Source organism: Serratia sp. PAMC26656 (assembly GCF_016469055.2).
In the GTDB taxonomy this organism is placed as follows: domain Bacteria; phylum Pseudomonadota; class Gammaproteobacteria; order Enterobacterales; family Enterobacteriaceae; genus Serratia; species Serratia plymuthica.
The window spans coordinates 2,147,267-2,165,384 of sequence record NZ_CP150486.1; the positions used below are offsets into that span (position 1 = coordinate 2,147,267).

The window sequence follows — 18,118 nt, forward strand, 5'->3', positions numbered from 1 at the left end:
ACCTTAAGGCCATAACATGAAATCGGTATTATTTGGCATTACGCTGCTGGCCACCGCGACCGGCGCGCTGGCGGCAGACCAACTGGTTAACATCACCAAGCTGGAATATGGCAAGCAGTGGGCGTTCACCAAAGAAGAAGTGACGTTGCAATGCCGCAGCGGCGGCGCGCTGTTTGTACTGAACAACAGCACGCTGATGCAATACCCGCTTAATGCTGCAGCAGAAGCGCAGGTGAAAGCTGGGCAGCAGCGCGCCCAGCCGCTGGACGTGATCCTGTTGGATGACGCTGCCAATCCCGGCAAAAAAATGAGCACAGAGCCATACCGTGAGCGCGCCGAGAAGCTATGCGCGAACTAATGGCTTGCTCCACAATGGTTTAGCCAGAGGTTAATCGGTGCTGAAAAATTGCGCGGAATTAATTTCAAAACGTAACTGTCACCACCCGTGTGCGAGGCTGGCAAAACTAGCGCGGTAAGCTACTCTTAAAGTGCATGGCTGAACAAGCCCTGCACAAAATGCCAACTTTTAGCGCACGGCTCTCTCCCAAGAGCCATTTCCCTAGACCGAATATAGGAATCGTATTCGGTCTTTTTTTAACTTGTTGATTTTAAAGGGTTATTTTCGGTTAGCTCGAATTTACTCGAATTTTACTCGAATTTTGATATTCGGTCTTTTACAGCATTACGTACTCTTTCCCCCTCGTATTGAGATACTTCAACGTCATAATTTCTGATGTATGCCCTAGCAGTTTCTGCGCAAAATCCCTTCCTTTTTCCTTCTCATACAGCCGGCCGGCCAAACTTCGGATCTCGTGAAATGTCGGCGGATTTTCCTCGAACGACAAACCTGAAGCCTTACGCGCCGCAACAAATTTTTTCGTTAGTCCATCAGGATGCAGTGAGCCATCTGGGCTGTTTTTACGGATGCCGGCGCTGATCATAAAGTCAGTCGTGCTGACCAACCTGCAGCGATCGATCACAGTCCCGAGGCGGAGGCCTACGATTTTCAGCTCCAGATCGAGGGGGAGGGAGATCATGGCGCCAGTTTTACCTTGCTCGACAAGCAATCGACCGTCTACGACATGGCTGAAACGCATCTGTGTCAGATCTTCGCGGCGCTGGCCAGAAACCAAAGCCAGATCCATCGCCAAGCCGAACCAGGGCGGCATCGGGTCAGCTGCACCCCGAATAGGTCCATATTGCGCCAGTTCCAAGCGTTCGCGTTTCACCACGACTTTTGCGGCGCGGGTGGGCGTTACGGGATTGTTTTCGATATGACCTTCAACGATTGCTTCGCGGAATATATCGGACAGTACCGAACGCATGGTAGCGGCCATTGTTTTTTTGTCCTGGGCGATCCAGAACTCCAGAAACTCGGCGACGTGTCGAGTCGTGATTTTTGACAGCACCATACCGCCCAAGCGTTCGCGGATAATGGCAAGTTGCCCGGCGCGCACCTTGTAAGTGTTTTCGGCCAGCTGGCGGCGTTTGAATATTACCTCGTACCGTTCGATCCAAGAATTCAGTGTGTACTCATGGCTGCCTTTGATTTTCTCCAGTAACAGGACAGGTGAGTAGTTCTGTTCGATGTAGTGGTTAGCTTCGATCGCCTGCGCAATGGCGTCACGGCGCGCAATCTGCCCCAGGGATATCTCCCTCTTGGTGACCGGGTTGCGCCAATAGAAGGATTTGCCCTTGCTGCGAAACGTTAAGTTTTTTGGCAAACGCATGTCATAACCCTCCCTTCTCCGTGTCATTGATTACCTTCTCCATAAACGCAACTCGAGCTGGCTCGATGCTTCGCGCTTCCTTTATTTTTCTACCCAAATTGAGATCTTTGGGATTGATGTAAATGGTCCCTGGTATCAGCCGATATTCGCGGCCTTCTTTTACCGCTGCCGGGTAAAAATTTCCGTTCCTGGCCCAACGCTGTAAGGTTTGCCGAGACGGTTTTTTACCTGGGTAAACCTCGTTGCACCATTCTTCTAAAGTCAGTTTTTGAGTCATTTGGTTATGCTCCTGCGCACAACCGGCCACGATCTTAACCGTGGCCTGCGTTGTGTTTTGATTTTCGAAAATCATTTCTCTGGTCGGTAAACGCCGTCGCAGTACAGAACGGCGCGTGGGCGGCGCAATTGGATCGCCTCTTTCACCTGTTCGCATTCGGCCAGGCTTGAGTAAATCCGTTCAGATACCGGCAGCGCGTCGCATGCGTCGTGGCCGCACGGGCTGACCAGCAAGACGAAACCGAGCCAAATACCGATCATTTCAGGTACTCCGGCCGCAAATCGTTTAGGGCAACGGTGAATCGTTCATAGTCCGCTGGTGGTAAAATGCTTTTCCGATTCGCTACCAAGGTTTCCAATTGCTGGAATTGTTGACTATTGACCCCATCCAGTTGACTGAAAGCTGCATCGATCTCTCCTACGGCCTTGAAACCGCTGCGCTTCTTCTGGGCCTTGCCGCGCAGACTGAACAACAGAGAACTTCCCAGTGCGTCTTTGTGCTTGGCGATGCGCTGTTCAATGGCGGTTGCTTCTTCCTGAGTGTCTGCTTCATCCAGCGCGGCGCTAAGTGCCTCAGCCAACTCGGCGGCCTTATTTTCATCCAGTGCTGCCGCAGGCGCGGCAGCCAGTTCTGATACAGCTGCAGCTGCCGGGGTGATATCCTTCTCAGTGCGTGGCGTTGGCTCCAGCAGTTCGTCATCAGAATAGATACCCAGGATCACATCGGGGCAGTACAAACGCGCCCAACGTTTAACTGCCAAGTACGCCAGCTGTTGACGGGGATCGCTAGCCCACAACGTCGAGTTACGGACCTGAGCCTGAGACAAATAAAGCAGCAACTCACGCGGCTCGTTCTCACCCTTCAACGTTGCCCATGCACGGACGCCAACGCCTTTTTCATTAGCCAAAGACCAGGCAGGGGCGATGTATTTGTTTCCGCTTTTACTTGTTTTCTCTTCAAACCGGCCAAGGACGTTTTCCCATGGTCCGAACCATTCAAAGTGAATGCGATCTTTAGTCGGCGCCATGCTGTTGATAATGGCGTTGACCAACTGGGCTTCATAACCCAATGTGCCGTTAACCAAGTGGGTCTTCTGAGCAACGACGAAGGGATCCATGCCCCAACGCGCTGCCTGCATTGTGATCGCCATACAGGCATCGGGTTGATCGCGAAAATGTTGAGGTACCATCGCGCCACTCTTCGCCATCACTTCGGAAATTTTCATCAGGCGATCAAACAGATCGCCGTTTGTCAGAATGGATACGTTGTCTATGATGCCGTTTTTTTTCTGTTCGATAATTTCAGTGCTCATGATGGCTCTCCGTTCAGCTCTTTCAAGCGTGACAGTTCGTAATCGGTAAGGGTGTCAGTAAACACCTCGGTAATCGGCTCCGGCCAGATACCGGTATCCATGGCGTTGCGGATCGCCGCCAACTGTTGTTTGTAAATGGCGCGCCCCAACGCCAGTTCATCGGCGGATGTTTCGACGACGGCCACCCAGTGGTAACCTGGCTCTTTGTTGACGAAGATCCAGAAGAACTGATCGAACATCCCAACGTCGCAATACATGCTTGCGCTCATGTGGTAATCACGCTCAATGATTTCGCGGTGCAGGCGGTAACGCAGGTTATCCTGTTTGACGTTCGGCAAACTGACGGTCTTCAGGTCGACGGCAATGCGTCGCGCGCCGGTATCAATTTCCAGGTCGGGCCGTACGCGCACCTCGAGCCCCGTTTCTTCATCAATCCCGAAGTAACTCACCTCCGTAGCGCGCTGCGGATGTTGCAGCCATTGCCCGGCCTTAGGGTGAGATAACAGGGCATGTTGGATCGCTTTCGCATGTTTCATCTGCGCCTGGGTGATCGGCTGGCGCTGGTCGTTGCTATTTTTCCAGGCGCTGATCACTTCGTCGGCGAATACCGCCGTTGGCAAAATCGTTTTGATACGTGCGGCCATTTCCTCTTTGCTGCCGCTGACGGGCAGCGGCGCCGGTATTGAGCGTTCTTTCTCGACAAACTCCGGTTCGATGGTCGCCAGCTGTTCCAGCAGTGCGTCGCGGCCGCCGGTGGTTTTCAACGGCGCCGGCAGGGTGGTGTTGTACTCTTTGATGCAGGCTTTCATCGCCGTGGCGGTGATTTTTGCGCCCTCAGGGATGCTCTGGAACTCTGGAGGCAGCATCATGTAGAACTGGCCGATCTCGTCAGCGTTGCCGCCCAGTGCATACGGTGCCGGCAGGGTGGCGTTGTGTTTCTCGATCACGGCGCGCAACGTATCGGCATCGGCCTGTTTAGGCAGGGTCGCGTTGTGCTGTTCGATAAATGCGCGCATCGATGCCGTATCTGTGAATGCACCCTCGGGGATCACAGGCTCAACGCTGAATTCCTTGTCCAGTTTTTCGGGCTCGAGCGCCAGCGCATGAACCAACGATCCGAACGTCAATGCATCGGTGCGCTCGCGCTGGATGGTTTTGATAACGTGGCGGCCGTGGTAATACATCAGGCTGATCCGCGCATCCTTTGCCATCGTGCTGCTGATGCCGTTGGCGCTGTGATAGACCTCGTTCGGAATATCCAGATAGCGACCGGGCTCGAAGTATGCCGGGGCGGCCGGTTCTTCCCGGCGCGGAGCGTCGTCGACCTTGGCCAGCGGTGACGCTTCAAACAACTCGGAAACGTCAAATCGACCTCCACCCATGCTGCTGAGTTCGCCGGGGTGCTGTTCAACCTCCGTTTTTTTGTCCTCATTCGAGGCGTTAACCCGCGTGGGCTCTGGGTTTTCTTGCTGCAGTGCGGTGCTGTCGGCTCCGTCGATGTCTGCTGCCATTTCCTGACATTTCTGCTCGGATACCCGACGCGCTTCCTGCAGATAGAATTCAACGCGAGAATAGATATAAGCAACGCGCGGAGCCTTTTTATCCTGCCAATTTTCCAGAATGTCGCAGGTGAGGTGATGAACATCATCGTCAACCAGCTGATTGAACGGATCGCACGGTTCGATTTCCTTGGCCAGCAGCCGCGCGATGTAGCTGTGCGATATGTCTTCGCCGACGGACGCGGTCAATTCTGTAACGTCGCTTTCATCCATCACGCCAGTTGTTCCGGCCAGAGCCGCACGTATTTCAGCCCGGAGCCATGCACAGCGTTCAGTCTCAAACTCGGTGACCACTTCATCTTTTTCACCCGGATTTGAGGCCGCGTGTTGCACTTCGGCGCCAGTTTGTTGCACGGTTTCCGTGTTTTGTTGTGCCGGTTTAGCGTCGACCTCGATCAGGTTGGCGTTGATGTAGCTGCGCAGCGCGCCCGGGGTGACGTGCAGATTTTCAGCGGCACCGCGGACCAGCGCAACAATCGCCTGTCGGGAGAATCGCAAAACGCCAGGTGTGGCGCTGAGCTGCTCATTCCACACTTTCAGGGCTTCATCGTTGCGCTTTTTCATCTCGGTGACAGCGCGGATGATGGCGCCCGGCGGGTTGGCGATGTCGAAATCAGACGGATACAGCGCGCAGCCGATTACGGTTTCCAGCATCTGCAGGGAGTCGATCGGCGTGCCGGTGGTCGGTTCCGCGCCATTGGTGAGGAGCGCGCCTGATTCGGTACGAGGTAGCTCTTCGACCGGCTTGGTGGCGTTGCCTGTGTATTTATGCTGGAAATCCTCAGTGGCCAGCAGTTGCACAACGTAATTCCGTACGCTGGTCAGATTTACGTTAGGGTCTCCCTCTTCGAATCTGCGCCCTACGCCAGCTACAAATGCGGCGAAACGTTCAGGCTCCATGACACTAACCGCGGGCAGGCGAAGCGCATCGAGCATGGTGGAAATATAGCTGCTGTCTTTGTCCAGTGATTTTGTGATCACTTCTTTCATCTGTGCCTTGGTCAGCACCATGTTAATCACGCCATATCCATGCAAAAGGACAGCTGTAGCGCGGGTGTCTGAGCTCATTTTGGCGAAGTACGCTCGTGGTTCCTGGCCGTGAGACGGGAGCTCGCCATCGTTGGTAGGTTGTTGCAGTTGCTGTTTCTCAGCACTACTACCATTTTCTGCATTACTTGCAGGTTTCATCATGTAAGGGTAAAGCTTCGGGAATGCTACGGAAGTATCGAGCGTGCTGCGTGGAACGCAGGTTTTGCCTGTGTCACCCTCCAGCGCCCAGGTTAGCCAGAATGTTTCGCTGAACTCACCTTCTGCCGGCAGGTCGTCAACGACAGGAAAGTCGATTCGTACCGGAGCGAAATAGTCAGCTTTTGAATAGCCGGCTTCCACGAAGAGAAAATCCCGTTTCGTCTCCGCGTGGTCGTCTGACTTTGCGTCAAAATGAGTAAAAAGGTGTGCTTTACCTGATTTTTGTTTGGCCCTGTAAAGATAGGCGACAACATTTTGCATTGTGTGGGTCTCCTGAATTTAGGTACAATACAGGCCGATCATTGGCCCGCTCCGGTTGGTCATTGGTTATGCTCCAGTTATTGGGGGTGGTTCCCCGGTAACCCGTCTCCGGGACGTTAAGCCGGTAGACTGGCCCGCCTTGTGCGGGCCTTTTTACTTTCTAATCGCAGTAACTGCGGTTGCAGTGTGGGCAGTAAATAACATGTGAGGTTTTTGCTTCGTCGAGCGAAATACCGGTTTCATAGCCACATAATCCATTCTGCTGATAAATATCTTTCTTACAGCGGAAACAAATTCCATCGTTGGGCGCGAAATGAGGAACGTGTTTATTCTTGCAGTATTCCTCTTGTGCTTTTCGTGCCGCGACAGGGGAAAATACCTTTTCCATTATTAACCTCTCGTGGTTGTTGATATTGAAATGCGCCCTGCGAGTTGACGCCCCGGAATGGGAAACGCTGGACGCATTTCAATAACTTCAAAAAGCCCCGCCAGCGACGGCGGGGAAGACTACACACAGCAATTTTCGATGATAGGAGCCCGCGCCTGAATTAATCAGACGTTGGCGTAGATTAAAATAAGTTACTTACTGGTGAATTTGAAAAATCCTTTCAGTTTTTCCTTTTCAGTGGTTGTTGCGTAAATATGAGAGAGCAGGCCACTAATAAAATCAAACTCCCGAATATCTATTTTCTTTTCCTCTTGGTGGCGTCCTTCACCATCGTCAGCTTGGCAAAAACGGATTGTATTGCCGCCGCCATTTATCGATACCACCTCAACGCTGTAAGATTTGTAACTCATGCTTCCCCCGCTAATAGTTGAACATTGGTAATGCTCCTTGTGAGGTTGCCGGTCTTCCCCGGCTGCCAGGTTTGTTCCTCTGGCTACTAAGCTCCTGTACTGATAGCCAAAGTGCCTGCTTTGCTTCTCCACCTCAGGCGGCGGTGGTATGCTGGAAGCTCTCACACAGCCAGCAAAGGAAATAGCAATGGCAAAATTTATAGTCCGCGTTGAACTTCGTGACTCAGAATCTGCTGATTACGTTCAGCTTCATGAAAAAATGGCAGATAATAAGTTTTATAAATTTTCTCAATTTAACTGTAGTGAGTTTTTCAACCTTCCAAGTGCTGAGTATATGTTCTTTGGCGAAGACATTAATCATGTTGGTTATTTGGCAAAGTCTATTGCCGAACAAATAAAAGCCTACCCCAAAATATTGGTCACTGAAGCTAAGGACTTACTTCAGTTCGGTCTCGATGAATTTTAATTCAGCCAAAAAGTGTTCTTTTTTCTCTTCGCTTTCTGGGGAACGTTCAAGATAAGCGATGACGCTTTTCAGTCGCAGAAGATAAGGGGTGATCCCCGTTGATTTATTCTCTTTTCCGCTGAATGCAATGGTCTTTTAAGCAACCCAAATATGGGCCTCGGTGCCTGCATTTGGCTCCAGTTCCTGACGGCGTTTTGCATCTTCCAGGAGTAGTGCGATTACGTGCTTTATCTCTTCGTTTTCCATACATTCCCCGATCTTCATTGAACATTGGTTATGCCCGCTGTCTCTCCAGCCGTCCTTCGGTCTTTCCCGAACTGTCAGAACGTTGTACCTGCTGCGCGTCTGTTTCTGTCATCTCACCCGGTGTTTCATACGCTCGCCGGTAGCTACTTCGTGGGCGTCCTGCCTTGATGACTAGTTTCTGCGATGGAGATATATTAGACACGATATGTGTCTTGTGTCAATCACGAACAGTGATCGATTTGTGAGGGGATTTTTGGCGAATACAAAAAAACCGGCTCAGTGGCCGGTTAGGTAGATGTGATATCTGATTTTAAGGTAGTGCGTGCCAGTTATTCTTCTGCTGCTTTGTAGCGGCCACGCAAATACTTCTCAACGTAGTCATCGATCTCTTTCAATCTCAATTGGAAGAGGTCAATCATTCTTTCTTGCTCAACTTCAGGTAGTTGATTAAACAGGTCAATTACTTTTTTTTGTTTATCTGTTAACCAATTAGATGGATCACCCTGGTCACCGAACAAAAGTTCAGAAGGAGTCGTTCCCAGTACCTTCGCGAGAATAACGGCATCATCAACCCCGACATTTCGCACGCCAAGCTCATAGTTTCCGATTCGTGAGGCCGTAGACCATCCGCACAGTTTAGATAGCTGCGCCTGGCTTAAGTTTTTCTTTTCTCGGAGGCTTTTTAGCCTTTCACCAATGATTTCAGACATTGTTTTCATAGTCTTACGATATTACCACGAATCGTGGCATCTAAATATCCTCAAAATGTGGTTGATGTATAGACACGTTTTGTGTCTAATTATTAAGCCCATAACGTGAGGAACAATTAGTGAACAACATTTCCTATGAGAGAAAAAAAATGGGGCTATCCCAGTCTTTGCTTGCTAGCGAGATCGGTTGGAAACGCTCACGCCTTTCCAACTATGAGATCGGCCTACGCTCCCCAAGCTTGGACGAATGCCGCCTCATTGTTGAAACAATGAATCGCTTGGGCTGTGATTGCTCATTGGACAGCCTTTTCCCCCCAGAGCCTGAGCTTAAAAATCAGGAGGACTAACCATGTCATTAACATTTCAAGATGTTATCAGGGCTGGTGGCCAGCGCCTGAGTTCAGAAAATCAATCTTCCGTGCGTCGCCGTTCCAGCGTTAAACCAGATGCCGTCCGCCGGGCTGTTGAGGAATGGCAGAGCACGTTGCCGGGCCGGGCGCAGGAAACCATCGCAAAGTTGATCACCGACGAGTGGTTTCGGCGCGGTGGTAAAGGCCTCCAGCTGGGTGACGTTGAGCGCAATAACCGGCAGAACATCTTTCGTTGGTTGGACAACCCGAACCGCACGGAGAAATACGCCGGCTATGTCCTGCAACTGGCGCCGGTGATCGCCGACGTGATGCCGATCGAAATAGCCAGAAAATACGGATTGAAGCAGGGGAAAACCAAGTTTGAATTAGTGGCTGATGCCATCAAGGAATGCGCGGACGCCAAACAGGCGGCATTACTCGGCGCGCCGCTGCACGAGCTGGAGAAGGAGATCCGTGAGGGTATCGAATCGCTGGTGCGTCTGGCGCCACCGGACCGATGGGCGGCCGTGATGGCCAGTGCCGCGGCAGTATTCAGCGGCTGTTTTTAATGACCGGAGCATAAACCAATGGCTAATTTTTCAAGAGAACAAGTTGAAGCGCAGATCCGCGATCAACTGGTGCGTGATGGATTTTCTATTGATGTGGCGCGTTCTGCTGCATTGCGTGGTGCCGATCACTATTTAACCCGCCCGAATGCGACGATCGCCAGCAGTCTCGCCATCGCAAAGACGTACGCAAAGCCGCTGAAGAAGGTGAAGGGCAAGCCGGATCGCCCGCATGTACCTAGGTGCCGTATGGCGCGCCGGTGATCGCTGAGGGAGGTGATAGTATGCTGATACTTGATTCAATGAATTCTGGGCGCTACAGTGCACTGGTAGCGGCAAAATCCGCTGCCGGGATTTGCACCCCGGATTTCATTCGAGCGCACAACCGCGCTAAAGCGGTTTTTTTGTGTGCGGCACAGTCACACCTCTCAATGGTGGGGCGTGCAGGGCAGCCGCAAGGCTGGCCGGGTTCTCGGATGACCGGTAGTGCAAACCCTGCACGTCTCACCACCAATGAGATTTGCACCTCTGGTGGTGAGTTAACCAACTTATCATCCGAGGCTGCCATCATGGCTACTATCCCTACCCAAACTCAACCTGAAATCACCATTGTCGACGGCCACGCTGTCACTACGTCTATGGCTGTCGCTGAATATTTCGGTAAACAGCATCACCACGTTGTTCAGAAAATTGAAAAGCTGGAATGTTCTGCTGAATTTTTAACCCGCAATTTTTCGCGGGTTCAATTTGAACATCGTGGAAACACCTATAACGCCTACCAAATCACTCGCGACGGTTTCGCGTTCCTGGCTATGGGCTTCACCGGCAAAAAAGCGGCGAAGTTCAAAGAGGGCTATATCGAAGCCTTTAACCGAATGGAATGTTCGCTCAAGCGTCCGGCAATGACTATGGGCGGCGATATCACTCGGCTGCAACTCACTTTCAGGAACGGGGAACTAATCGATAGCCGGCCGATGAAGAAAGGAGAATTGTGCGCTGATTTTACGACGTTCGTAGAGCTGGCTAGGCGTGAGGGTTATCTGGTGATCCATGAGGATGATCTTTTAAAGCAATTAAGGGCTGGTGCATCAGGCATCAGCAAAAAGTAAGGGTAAGAACTATGGCGGCAAGTTGGATCAAAGTTGAAGTGATAACCCCGGATAAACCCGAGGTGTTCCAGCTGTCGGAAATCCTGAATCTGGATCCTGACGCGGTGCTAGGGAAGCTGATTCGTTTGTGGACGTGGGCTGACCAGCAAACCATTGATGGTAACGCTAACTGTAACGCAGCTAGCGTTACAAGAAATGCTGTTGATCGCATCACGTTCGTTTCTGGTTTTGCTGACGCGCTCATAGCTGTTGGTTGGCTTGCGGATGTGGGCGGAGTACTAATCTTTCCAAATTTTGAAAGACACAACGGAGAATCTTCGAAAAAACGAGCACTTACAAATAAGCGCGTTACAAAATTACGAGATTTGAAACGCCAGAACAATCAAAACGGTAACGCAAACAGCGTTACAGAGGCGTATCAAAAAACGTTACCAGAAGTAGAGGAAGAAGAAGATCTAAAAGATAAAACCACTCTCTTAGATCGCGCAGGCGCGAATGCTCCGCCCATGAATGATTTTTCGCCACCAGACCCACCAGCGGTACCGGAGGGGGGAGGGCCCTATGGCCCGACAGTGACCAACGGCCGACCGCCATCGGAATTTGCCGATGACGACTGGCTGGACGAACCAGGCATGAAATTCCCCATGTCTGCTGACTGGCAGCCGTCGCCTGATTTCCAGCAGCGGGCTGCGCTGTGGAATCGTGCTTTGGACGGACCAGCACCGGGATATACCCCTGGCGAACTGGCGGGCTTCGTTGCGTACTGGCAGCCCGAGGAGCGGCGGTATCACCAGGTGCAGTGGGAGAAAAAATTTGCCGATAGCGTGTTGCACGAGCGTAGGAATGCGCAGACCGGCAAGGAGCGCCACCCCCGCCGGGGACGTTTTGAGCCTTCGGGCGAATACGGCGAAAAACCGCCGGGATTTAACTGACCAGGAGGTGAACCATGAAAACACCAGAGTCACTAATCAGCAGGTTGCAGCGCATCATGCCGCCAGACGTTAAGCCAAAGTTCAGCACCGCCGAAGAGCTGCTCGCCTGGCATCGTACGGAAGGGGAAAAGCGCAGCGCTGAACTTGAGAAGGCGAACCAACGCGCCCGCGCAGAGCGGATTTTCGGACGCTCTGGGATCTGCGACTTGCACCGCAACTGCACGTTCGCGAATTACCAAGTGAGCAATGACGGGCAGCGCCACGCCCTGAGCAAGGCCAAAAGCTATGCGCAAAATTTCGGCATGGGGTTCGGCTGCTTCGTGTTCAGCGGCGGGTGCGGCACCGGCAAAAACCATTTGGCCGCAGCCATCGGTAACCATCTGCTGGCAAAAAATCACACGGTGCTGGTTGTCACCATCCCCGACCTGATGCTGCGCGTTCGGCGCTGCTATGACGACGGAGAGTCTGAAGGGGCATTGCTCGACGACTTGTGCAAGGTCGATCTGCTCGTTCTCGACGAAGTCGGCGTGCAGCGCGAAACACGCGGAGAGTGGGTGATTTTGAATCAGATTATCGATCGCCGGATGTCGTCGTTAAAGCCGGTGGGAATTTTAACCAACCTGAGTTCGAGGGAGTTAACCGATGTTTTAGGCGCCAGAGTCATGGACAGATTAACTATGGATGGCGGGATCTGGGTGGACTTCACCTGGGGAAGCTATCGGAAAAATGTAAGCCACCTTCGGGTGATTAAGTGATCGGAGCATAAACCAATGACCAACAGAGTAACAGCTAAGCAGCTCGTGGATATCATCCTCGGCAAAGAAATGAGCACCACTGAAATTTGGGAAGCGGTCAAGGCCGCGCATCCGGCAAACACGATGACGCGGCAGGAATTGGCACTCCGTCTGCGCTCGATGATCAGATCGCCGGACGTAGAAATTACAAAGAAGGGCTGCGGGCCGAGGGCGGTCTACAAGCTGATGAGCGTATCCGACAAATTTCTTGAGCGTGCGGAGGTGAATTACCACGCGAGCCCCCGTACCGGCACGCCGGATAAAACGCTGTGGCATTTCCACCCCAAAGAGCTGCAGTTTTGCCACTTCCACAAAATGTTTGATCAGGCGCTGGCCAGTGTGCGAGGGAGGGCGTCAGCATGAAAAACAAGCTTGCTGGTCTGGTAAACCACCAGTTCATGATGTTGGAGAATCTCACCGATCCATCACTGAAAGGTGAAGCTTTGTTGGAAGAGATCTCACGCGTTAAGGCAGTATCGGAAGTCGCGGGGAACCGTGGGCAATAAGCTGAGTGAACGGAACACAGCCGAGCTGGTAGCAGCACCGGAGGGTGAGGGCGCGTGTAACGCATTAAAACCACTAGATAATGATTGATTTTAGAACCGTAGCACACCAAGGCCCGCAAAGGGCCTTTTCTTTTCTTGCAAACTCAAATTATTCTAACCATAATTATACTGTATAGATAACCAGTGTATCGGAGGCGCGTGATGAAAGTTGAATTAGTAATCCAGAAAAACAAAGAGTTACCAGTAGGCGCTGTTGCAGCGATTGGACAGGAATTCCAGAAACGGCTGTTGAAATAGTTCCCCGACTGCCGCACTGCCGTCCGGATCGGTGCCCAAGATAATCTGTCGGTGCTCGGGGCTGAAAAGGGTGCCAAAGAGCGATTAGAGAACATCCTGCAGGAGACTTGGGAAAGCGCGGACGACTGGTTTTTTTGATGGCACTCTTTGCCGATAAATAGCACAGCAGAAAAGGAGGTTTGAGGTGACCGGATTACAAGACACGCCCCCTGGAGGGTACAAAGTCGTGCGTTGCATGGACGACGCAGTGGTTGCCAGATTTAAAAATTTCCCCGTTTGCGAGCGGGCATTGATGTACCGAAAGGACGATCAGGTCTCCTTCATGCCATTGCAGCCTGAAGATATTGTCGGCACGCCAAAGCTGATAACACAAATTTTAGAACGAGCCGGCTACCGAAACGTAAATTTTGATAGACTGACCTAACGGGCCTGAACACCCCGTGCCTGCTGCGCCACAGGAGAGATCATGGCGCAGTTACAACTCATCAAACAGTCATCAGGAATACTGATCCCGGCGAGCCCGGAGACCAGCGATTTCCTGCAAACAAAATGCAAGCTCGGCGCCGTGCTGGTGGCCGACTTCAAGCAGGTGCGCAATCCGGCGTTTCACCGCCGTTTTTTCGCGCTTCTCAACCTGGGTTTTGAATACTGGGAACCTACCGGTGGCGCGATCTCGACGAATGAGCGCAAGCTGGTGGCCGGCTATGCAAAATTCCTTGCCAAATTTGGAGGCAATGAGTCCGCGTTACTCGATGCTGCCGACCAGTATCTCGAGCGCATCGCCGATCGGCGTACCGGCAGCATCAGCGCCTGTAAATCGTTCGACGCATACCGCGCATGGGTGACGGTCGAGGCCGGTCACTATGACGTAATACAGCTTCCTGACGGAACCCTACGTAAACACCCCCGCAGCATCGCTTTTGCCAACATGGACGAAACTGAATTCCACCAGTTGTACAAAGCCGCGTTTGATGTCCTTTGGCGCTGGATCCTGCATAAACCTTTCCGCTCGCATCTCGAGGTTGAGAACGCCGCGGCGCAGTTGCTGGAGTTCGCATAATGGCCAATTTAAGAAAAGAGGCCCGCGGCCGCGACTGTCAGATCCGGATACCTGGCATTTGTAACTTCAACCCGGAAACAACCGTTCTGGCGCATTACCGGCTGGCTGGCACGTGTGGGACCGCAATCAAACCTGACGACGCACAGGCAGCATGGGCATGCAGTGCATGCCACGACGAAATAGACCGGCGCACACGTTTCATTGACGCGAACGACGCCCGGCTGATGCACGCGGAAGGTGTTCTACGTACGCAGGAAATTTTGAGAAAGGAAGGAAAATTATGAAATTGGATATGTACGAAGTTCTTTCTCGTTGGGGAGTGTGGGCCAGAGAAAGCAGTGGTATCGATTATTCACCGATCGCTGCAGGATTTAAAGGGCTGTTGCCGCAGCCATCTAATGGAAAACTATCTTGCTGCGATGATGATGGACTGCTTATCGATGGCTGCGTGGCCAGGCTGAAGAAGTATAAGCCCGAAGAGTACGACCTTGTGATAGCGCATCATGTCTACGGTATGTCTTTGCGCAAGATAGCCAAGAAGCGTAAGTGCTCAGATGGAACCATTAGAAAAGAGATGCAGACTGCGGAAGGGTTTGTAGGCGGGTGTCTGGCTATGCTGGATATTGAACTGAATATGGTCTAAATGGATGCCCGGAGAGCTCCGGGCATGTATTACGCTAAAAGGTAACGGTATGACTGTGGAGGGGTGATATTGCTACCAAGGGTGGATAGCGGAAGAGGGGCATCAAACTTATCGACAGAGCCGATCTTAATCGCAAATGCTTTGTCCCTTCCTTCATAGTACATATCAAAAAATTCTTTTGTAATTCCAGCAAATTTCTTTGTTTCAGCCCATACATCATCAGGGCTGCCAGTTAATACAGAGTCAACTTGGAATTCACCAACAATTTTACCAATCGGCATGGTCGCATAAATCACTACTGTTGTGATTTTTTCGTTCTTGAATATCCCTTTTCTAAACTCGAACTTTTTGCTTCCGTCTAGAATCTTCTCGGCATATTCAGGTTTAATTGATAATAAAACTTTCATCGACTTTGCCTAAATCAATTATTTCGTTAAACTGACGATCTGTTAGTTCAAAGTGGCTCCATCTAAAACCTTTAGTGCCATTTAAACCAACAACTTCTATCATTTTACCACGCGTCGGGCGTTTAGGTAAAGCTAGATTATATGTGAAGCGCAGAACATATGGGTACTGCTTGTTTTTGTAAAACCTTCTTAGTTCTTCCTCACCGAATACACTAAACTTGCCGCAATAACTTACAAAGCTTTCCTCATCATTAAAGTCATTAATTTTTCTTACGCTTTCGATAACGCATATAGAAGTGGCTACGGCTCTAAAAAATGCAGGCCCTTTACCATCTCCTGTGCGATATATAACTATTATATCCCCTCGTCGCATTTTTGATACAGTTGGCATTCCGCATATGTAAATTTTGTGGATGCTATTTGTATGCGATACATCCTGTACAATATTTGGTGAGTCAGTGACTAGCTTTGAGTCAGGGAATAGACGAGTGTGAAACTCAGGATAGATTGCAAGCAAATACTTTCTTGTGTTACGGTTTAATATTAATGGGTAATCAAGTAGAATATCACCATTAACTTCATCTAATGAGCGTACATATACGAACTCTTTTCCATTTGGAGTGTCTTTTTGACCATGTCGATAAAATCCATAGGTTTGAAAAAGCCTAATTAAATGGTCGTGCTTTTCAAAAACAGTTACATAAATATCATTCGAACCTGAGCTTATGGCTCTATCAAATGCTTTTTTAAGAAACCGTTGTCCACGTAGTGTTCTCTTTGATTCAAATTTAAAAGTACCAATCTTTAGATGATTTCCAGCTGGGAGCTGAGGATCAAGACCACCCCCGTCATCATTTTCTTTTAAATACATGAAACCTTCAATTAGTCCCTCGTCTCCGTATAAGACATAAGCAGACTCTCCTTCCTTTGCTTTTTTAGATAGCCAAGAAGGGAATTCTTTATAGTCAGCTTTCAAAGAATCAAAAAATGGATCTTTGTGATCGAAATCACTAAATTTTTGATAGATAAGGTTATCCATAGGTATCCTATTTTTTCTTATAATGCTTCAAGTGTTTGTAGTCACTTGCTAAATATACGAAATAACTCACGCGTACGCAAAATGTGTTGTAACGTGATAAGAGTGGTTACGCAGTCACGTAGCTTACCCAATCAAAAACCTCGCTCCGGCGGGGTTTTCTTGTTTTCAGCCCCAGCAAATATCCGACACCCCTGCACACCCCGTATCGCCGACTCGTTAACGGTTGGTAGCTACGCCTTTGAAACAAGAAAGACCCCTGGCGGGGCCCTATATCATGGTAGCAATGTACCCATTACTGTTGGCGACCCAACCAGCAAAGTGAACAACACGAGAGTTCCGATAGTGACTGCCGTAGCTAGATCTCTTTTCAAAGTCTGTCCCCCCTAAAGAAATACTGGCCTGTACCGCAGACTGTCTTATTTGGTGAAAACGCCCGCGAGTGCGGGCTTGAGAAGCCATTTAAATACTACAAAGGTGTTACAAGGGTCATCCGGAGGTAATAACTTGTGATGACAATCCAAAACTAAGATTATTCTCATTCCCTTGCAAGGAAAAGGCTGGGTATTAAGTCTTTTTAGGAAAAAACGCAAAAAAAACCCGCACAGCGGCGGGGAGAAAAGATGATAACTACAGGATTTTATTATTAAGACGATTTGGTGTTGTGTGTCGTCGTTTGGCGACAGTAGCTCACCAGTTTGTAACTGGCAAGTAAAAAGCCGCGTGCCACATACATATCAGAAAATCCGCAAAAAAATCCCGGAACACGTCCGGGATGAATCCGCGATAATTAAGTTGCGTGACTATATTTGTCACTAAGTAAAATGTAGGGAAACTCCCACACCATTTCCAATACAAAAATCTTATGAAGACTACCTTCGGGTGGTTTTTTCGTTTCTATCACCCGGTACCGGGACTAATCCCCGAAAGGGGAGGTTATGAGGATGGATAAATACAGCTCCCAGATTGTGAAGTTGCAGCCGAGAAAAACCGGCACCAATCCGAAGCCCTGGTACTCGCTGGGGCTTTTCACTTTCTAGTGGGTTAGATTTTGACCACCGGAGACAATCAACGAGACTCATCCCTGAGGGCTCGCTCTCAAATAAAGGGCGAAAAAAAACCTCTTTTGGGAAGAGGTTAAAGGCTTCTCTTGGATGATGCATTGGACATTGCCTGTCACTTTTTGAATATAAGCAGCTCATTGCTTTATCAGCATACTGTATTTATTGGATTTTAGAAATAAACAAAAAAATTTCCTGGCTATTCTGCTGATTGGTGCTATGGCTTGTTGCAAGAGAAAAAATCGCCCCGAGCCAGCAAGGGTACTCAGGGCGAAAGGTTAGGCTTCTTCCTAGTCTTCTGGATTTCTACCCAGTAAGTTAAGCCTAATTTATGTATGGTTATTTTGCTTTGTTATTTGTGCTAATGATAAATCACTTCAATTACAGGGCTGCGCTATCGCGTGGCCTTTCTCATATTTAGCGCCCAATGCCTCACTCAATGACATCTGTCGCCTCGCATTCGCGGCGCTAATCTTTTTCTTTCACCCGGTACCGGGAATAAACCCCGGAAGGGGGAGGTATGAAGATGGATAAATACAGCTCCCAGATTTCGTACTGGGTCGCTTCGCTGTTGGCCACCGCCGGCGCCATGACCCTGCAAGATTGGGCGGTGCTGGTGGGGATTTTAGTCGCCGTGTTTACTGCGGGAGTGAACTGGTATTACAAACGCAAACTGGTCAATAAGCTGACAGCCATCGGCTATGACAAAGAACGAGCTGAGGCCGCATACAGAGCCACGAGTGAGTGAAA

Annotated in this window: 26 protein-coding genes; 16 read left to right on the forward strand and 10 right to left on the reverse strand. The window is 50.3% G+C overall.

Going from position 1 to position 18,118, the window contains the following annotated elements; genetic code table 11:
- Positions 1 to 16: 16 nt before the first annotated feature.
- Positions 17 to 358 (forward strand): YebY family protein, encoded by a 342-nt coding sequence (locus tag JEM67_RS11000; RefSeq protein ID WP_013812467.1) that lies wholly within the window; start codon positions 17 to 19, stop codon positions 356 to 358.
- 316 nt (positions 359 to 674) lie between these two features.
- Here the strand turns inward: JEM67_RS11000 and JEM67_RS11005 are convergent, their stop codons facing one another.
- From JEM67_RS11005 to JEM67_RS11035, 7 genes are all read right to left on the reverse strand, one after another.
- Positions 675 to 1,757: a tyrosine-type recombinase/integrase gene (locus tag JEM67_RS11005; RefSeq protein ID WP_199637349.1), complete on the reverse strand. Its 1,083-nt coding sequence runs from the start codon at positions 1,755 to 1,757 to the stop codon at positions 675 to 677.
- Positions 1,732 to 2,007 (reverse strand): excisionase, encoded by a 276-nt coding sequence (locus JEM67_RS11010; RefSeq protein ID WP_199637351.1) that lies wholly within the window; start codon positions 2,005 to 2,007, stop codon positions 1,732 to 1,734. The genes JEM67_RS11005 and JEM67_RS11010 overlap by 26 nt, the downstream gene beginning before the upstream one ends.
- Before the next feature lie 71 nt (positions 2,008 to 2,078).
- Positions 2,079 to 2,267, reverse strand: coding sequence for a hypothetical protein (locus JEM67_RS11015; RefSeq protein ID WP_233527778.1), 189 nt, complete (start codon positions 2,265 to 2,267; stop codon positions 2,079 to 2,081).
- Entirely contained in the window at positions 2,264 to 3,319 is a 1,056-nt protein-coding gene (locus tag JEM67_RS11020; RefSeq protein WP_199637353.1) for a RecT family recombinase, read from the reverse strand. The genes JEM67_RS11015 and JEM67_RS11020 overlap by 4 nt, the downstream gene beginning before the upstream one ends.
- The gene (locus JEM67_RS11025) at positions 3,316 to 6,387 is read right to left on the reverse strand and encodes a RecE family exodeoxyribonuclease (RefSeq protein ID WP_233527779.1); all 3,072 of its coding nucleotides are present in this window, start codon (positions 6,385 to 6,387) and stop codon (positions 3,316 to 3,318) included. The genes JEM67_RS11020 and JEM67_RS11025 overlap by 4 nt, the downstream gene beginning before the upstream one ends.
- A 160-nt stretch (positions 6,388 to 6,547) precedes the next feature.
- On the reverse strand, positions 6,548 to 6,775 hold the full coding sequence (locus tag JEM67_RS11030) for a hypothetical protein (RefSeq protein WP_199637355.1): 228 nt from the start codon (positions 6,773 to 6,775) through the stop codon (positions 6,548 to 6,550).
- Between the two features lie 191 nt (positions 6,776 to 6,966).
- Complete coding sequence (locus tag JEM67_RS11035) at positions 6,967 to 7,185, reverse strand: hypothetical protein (protein ID WP_199637357.1); 219 nt, start codon at positions 7,183 to 7,185, stop codon at positions 6,967 to 6,969.
- A 148-nt stretch (positions 7,186 to 7,333) separates the two neighbouring features.
- Here JEM67_RS11035 and JEM67_RS11040 point away from each other — a divergent pair, with 148 nt between their 5' ends.
- A complete protein-coding gene (locus JEM67_RS11040) occupies positions 7,334 to 7,651 on the forward strand; it encodes a DUF2622 domain-containing protein (RefSeq protein ID WP_199637360.1) in 318 nt (105 codons plus the stop codon).
- A gap of 575 nt (positions 7,652 to 8,226) precedes the next feature.
- Here JEM67_RS11040 and JEM67_RS11045 read toward each other — a convergent pair.
- A complete protein-coding gene (locus JEM67_RS11045) occupies positions 8,227 to 8,616 on the reverse strand; it encodes a helix-turn-helix domain-containing protein (RefSeq protein WP_199637362.1) in 390 nt (129 codons plus the stop codon).
- 110 nt (positions 8,617 to 8,726) lie between these two features.
- Here JEM67_RS11045 and JEM67_RS11050 point away from each other — a divergent pair, with 110 nt between their 5' ends.
- The 13 genes from JEM67_RS11050 (at position 8,727) to JEM67_RS11110 (ending at position 14,864) form a co-directional block, all read left to right on the forward strand.
- A complete protein-coding gene (locus tag JEM67_RS11050; RefSeq protein ID WP_199637364.1) occupies positions 8,727 to 8,954 on the forward strand; it encodes a helix-turn-helix transcriptional regulator in 228 nt (75 codons plus the stop codon).
- Between the two features lie 2 nt (positions 8,955 to 8,956).
- Positions 8,957 to 9,526 carry a toxin YdaT family protein gene (locus tag JEM67_RS11055; protein ID WP_199637366.1) on the forward strand — a complete coding sequence of 190 codons (570 nt, stop codon included), beginning with the start codon at positions 8,957 to 8,959 and terminating at the stop codon, positions 9,524 to 9,526.
- An 18-nt stretch (positions 9,527 to 9,544) separates the two neighbouring features.
- Complete coding sequence (locus tag JEM67_RS11060; RefSeq protein WP_199637368.1) at positions 9,545 to 9,787, forward strand: cell envelope biogenesis protein OmpA; 243 nt, start codon at positions 9,545 to 9,547, stop codon at positions 9,785 to 9,787.
- Positions 9,788 to 9,807: 20 nt separating this feature from the next.
- Complete coding sequence (locus JEM67_RS11065) at positions 9,808 to 10,632, forward strand: Rha family phage regulatory protein (RefSeq protein WP_199637370.1); 825 nt, start codon at positions 9,808 to 9,810, stop codon at positions 10,630 to 10,632.
- Positions 10,633 to 10,643: 11 nt separating this feature from the next.
- Positions 10,644 to 11,564, forward strand: coding sequence for a DnaT-like ssDNA-binding domain-containing protein (locus JEM67_RS11070; RefSeq protein ID WP_199637372.1), 921 nt, complete (start codon positions 10,644 to 10,646; stop codon positions 11,562 to 11,564).
- 14 nt (positions 11,565 to 11,578) lie between these two features.
- Entirely contained in the window at positions 11,579 to 12,319 is a 741-nt protein-coding gene (locus tag JEM67_RS11075) for an ATP-binding protein (protein WP_199637374.1), read from the forward strand.
- Between the two features lie 15 nt (positions 12,320 to 12,334).
- Positions 12,335 to 12,721: a hypothetical protein gene (locus JEM67_RS11080; RefSeq protein ID WP_199637377.1), complete on the forward strand. Its 387-nt coding sequence runs from the start codon at positions 12,335 to 12,337 to the stop codon at positions 12,719 to 12,721.
- A complete protein-coding gene (locus tag JEM67_RS11085) occupies positions 12,718 to 12,864 on the forward strand; it encodes a hypothetical protein (protein WP_199637379.1) in 147 nt (48 codons plus the stop codon). Before JEM67_RS11080 ends, JEM67_RS11085 begins: the two co-directional genes overlap by 4 nt.
- A gap of 348 nt (positions 12,865 to 13,212) precedes the next feature.
- On the forward strand, positions 13,213 to 13,299 hold the full coding sequence (locus JEM67_RS11090) for a DinI-like family protein (protein ID WP_426406365.1): 87 nt from the start codon (positions 13,213 to 13,215) through the stop codon (positions 13,297 to 13,299).
- Between the two features lie 46 nt (positions 13,300 to 13,345).
- Positions 13,346 to 13,585: a hypothetical protein gene (locus JEM67_RS11095; protein ID WP_199637381.1), complete on the forward strand. Its 240-nt coding sequence runs from the start codon at positions 13,346 to 13,348 to the stop codon at positions 13,583 to 13,585.
- A 39-nt stretch (positions 13,586 to 13,624) separates the two neighbouring features.
- Positions 13,625 to 14,221, forward strand: coding sequence for a DUF1367 family protein (locus tag JEM67_RS11100; protein WP_199637521.1), 597 nt, complete (start codon positions 13,625 to 13,627; stop codon positions 14,219 to 14,221).
- Complete coding sequence (locus JEM67_RS11105; RefSeq protein WP_199637383.1) at positions 14,221 to 14,505, forward strand: DUF1364 domain-containing protein; 285 nt, start codon at positions 14,221 to 14,223, stop codon at positions 14,503 to 14,505. Before JEM67_RS11100 ends, JEM67_RS11105 begins: the two co-directional genes overlap by 1 nt.
- Positions 14,502 to 14,864 (forward strand): antiterminator Q family protein, encoded by a 363-nt coding sequence (locus JEM67_RS11110; RefSeq protein WP_199637385.1) that lies wholly within the window; start codon positions 14,502 to 14,504, stop codon positions 14,862 to 14,864. The genes JEM67_RS11105 and JEM67_RS11110 overlap by 4 nt, the downstream gene beginning before the upstream one ends.
- 29 nt (positions 14,865 to 14,893) lie before the next feature.
- On the opposite strand, the gene JEM67_RS11115 is transcribed toward JEM67_RS11110, so the two are convergent.
- Together JEM67_RS11115 and JEM67_RS11120 are read right to left on the reverse strand one after the other, a co-directional pair.
- Positions 14,894 to 15,271 (reverse strand): ASCH domain-containing protein, encoded by a 378-nt coding sequence (locus JEM67_RS11115; RefSeq protein WP_199637387.1) that lies wholly within the window; start codon positions 15,269 to 15,271, stop codon positions 14,894 to 14,896.
- Entirely contained in the window at positions 15,249 to 16,310 is a 1,062-nt protein-coding gene (locus tag JEM67_RS11120; protein ID WP_199637389.1) for an N-acetyltransferase, read from the reverse strand. The genes JEM67_RS11115 and JEM67_RS11120 overlap by 23 nt, the downstream gene beginning before the upstream one ends.
- Before the next feature lie 1,578 nt (positions 16,311 to 17,888).
- Here JEM67_RS11120 and JEM67_RS11125 point away from each other — a divergent pair.
- Positions 17,889 to 18,116, forward strand: coding sequence for an HP1 family phage holin (locus JEM67_RS11125; protein WP_199637391.1), 228 nt, complete (start codon positions 17,889 to 17,891; stop codon positions 18,114 to 18,116).
- The last annotated feature ends 2 nt before the right edge of the window (positions 18,117 to 18,118 follow it).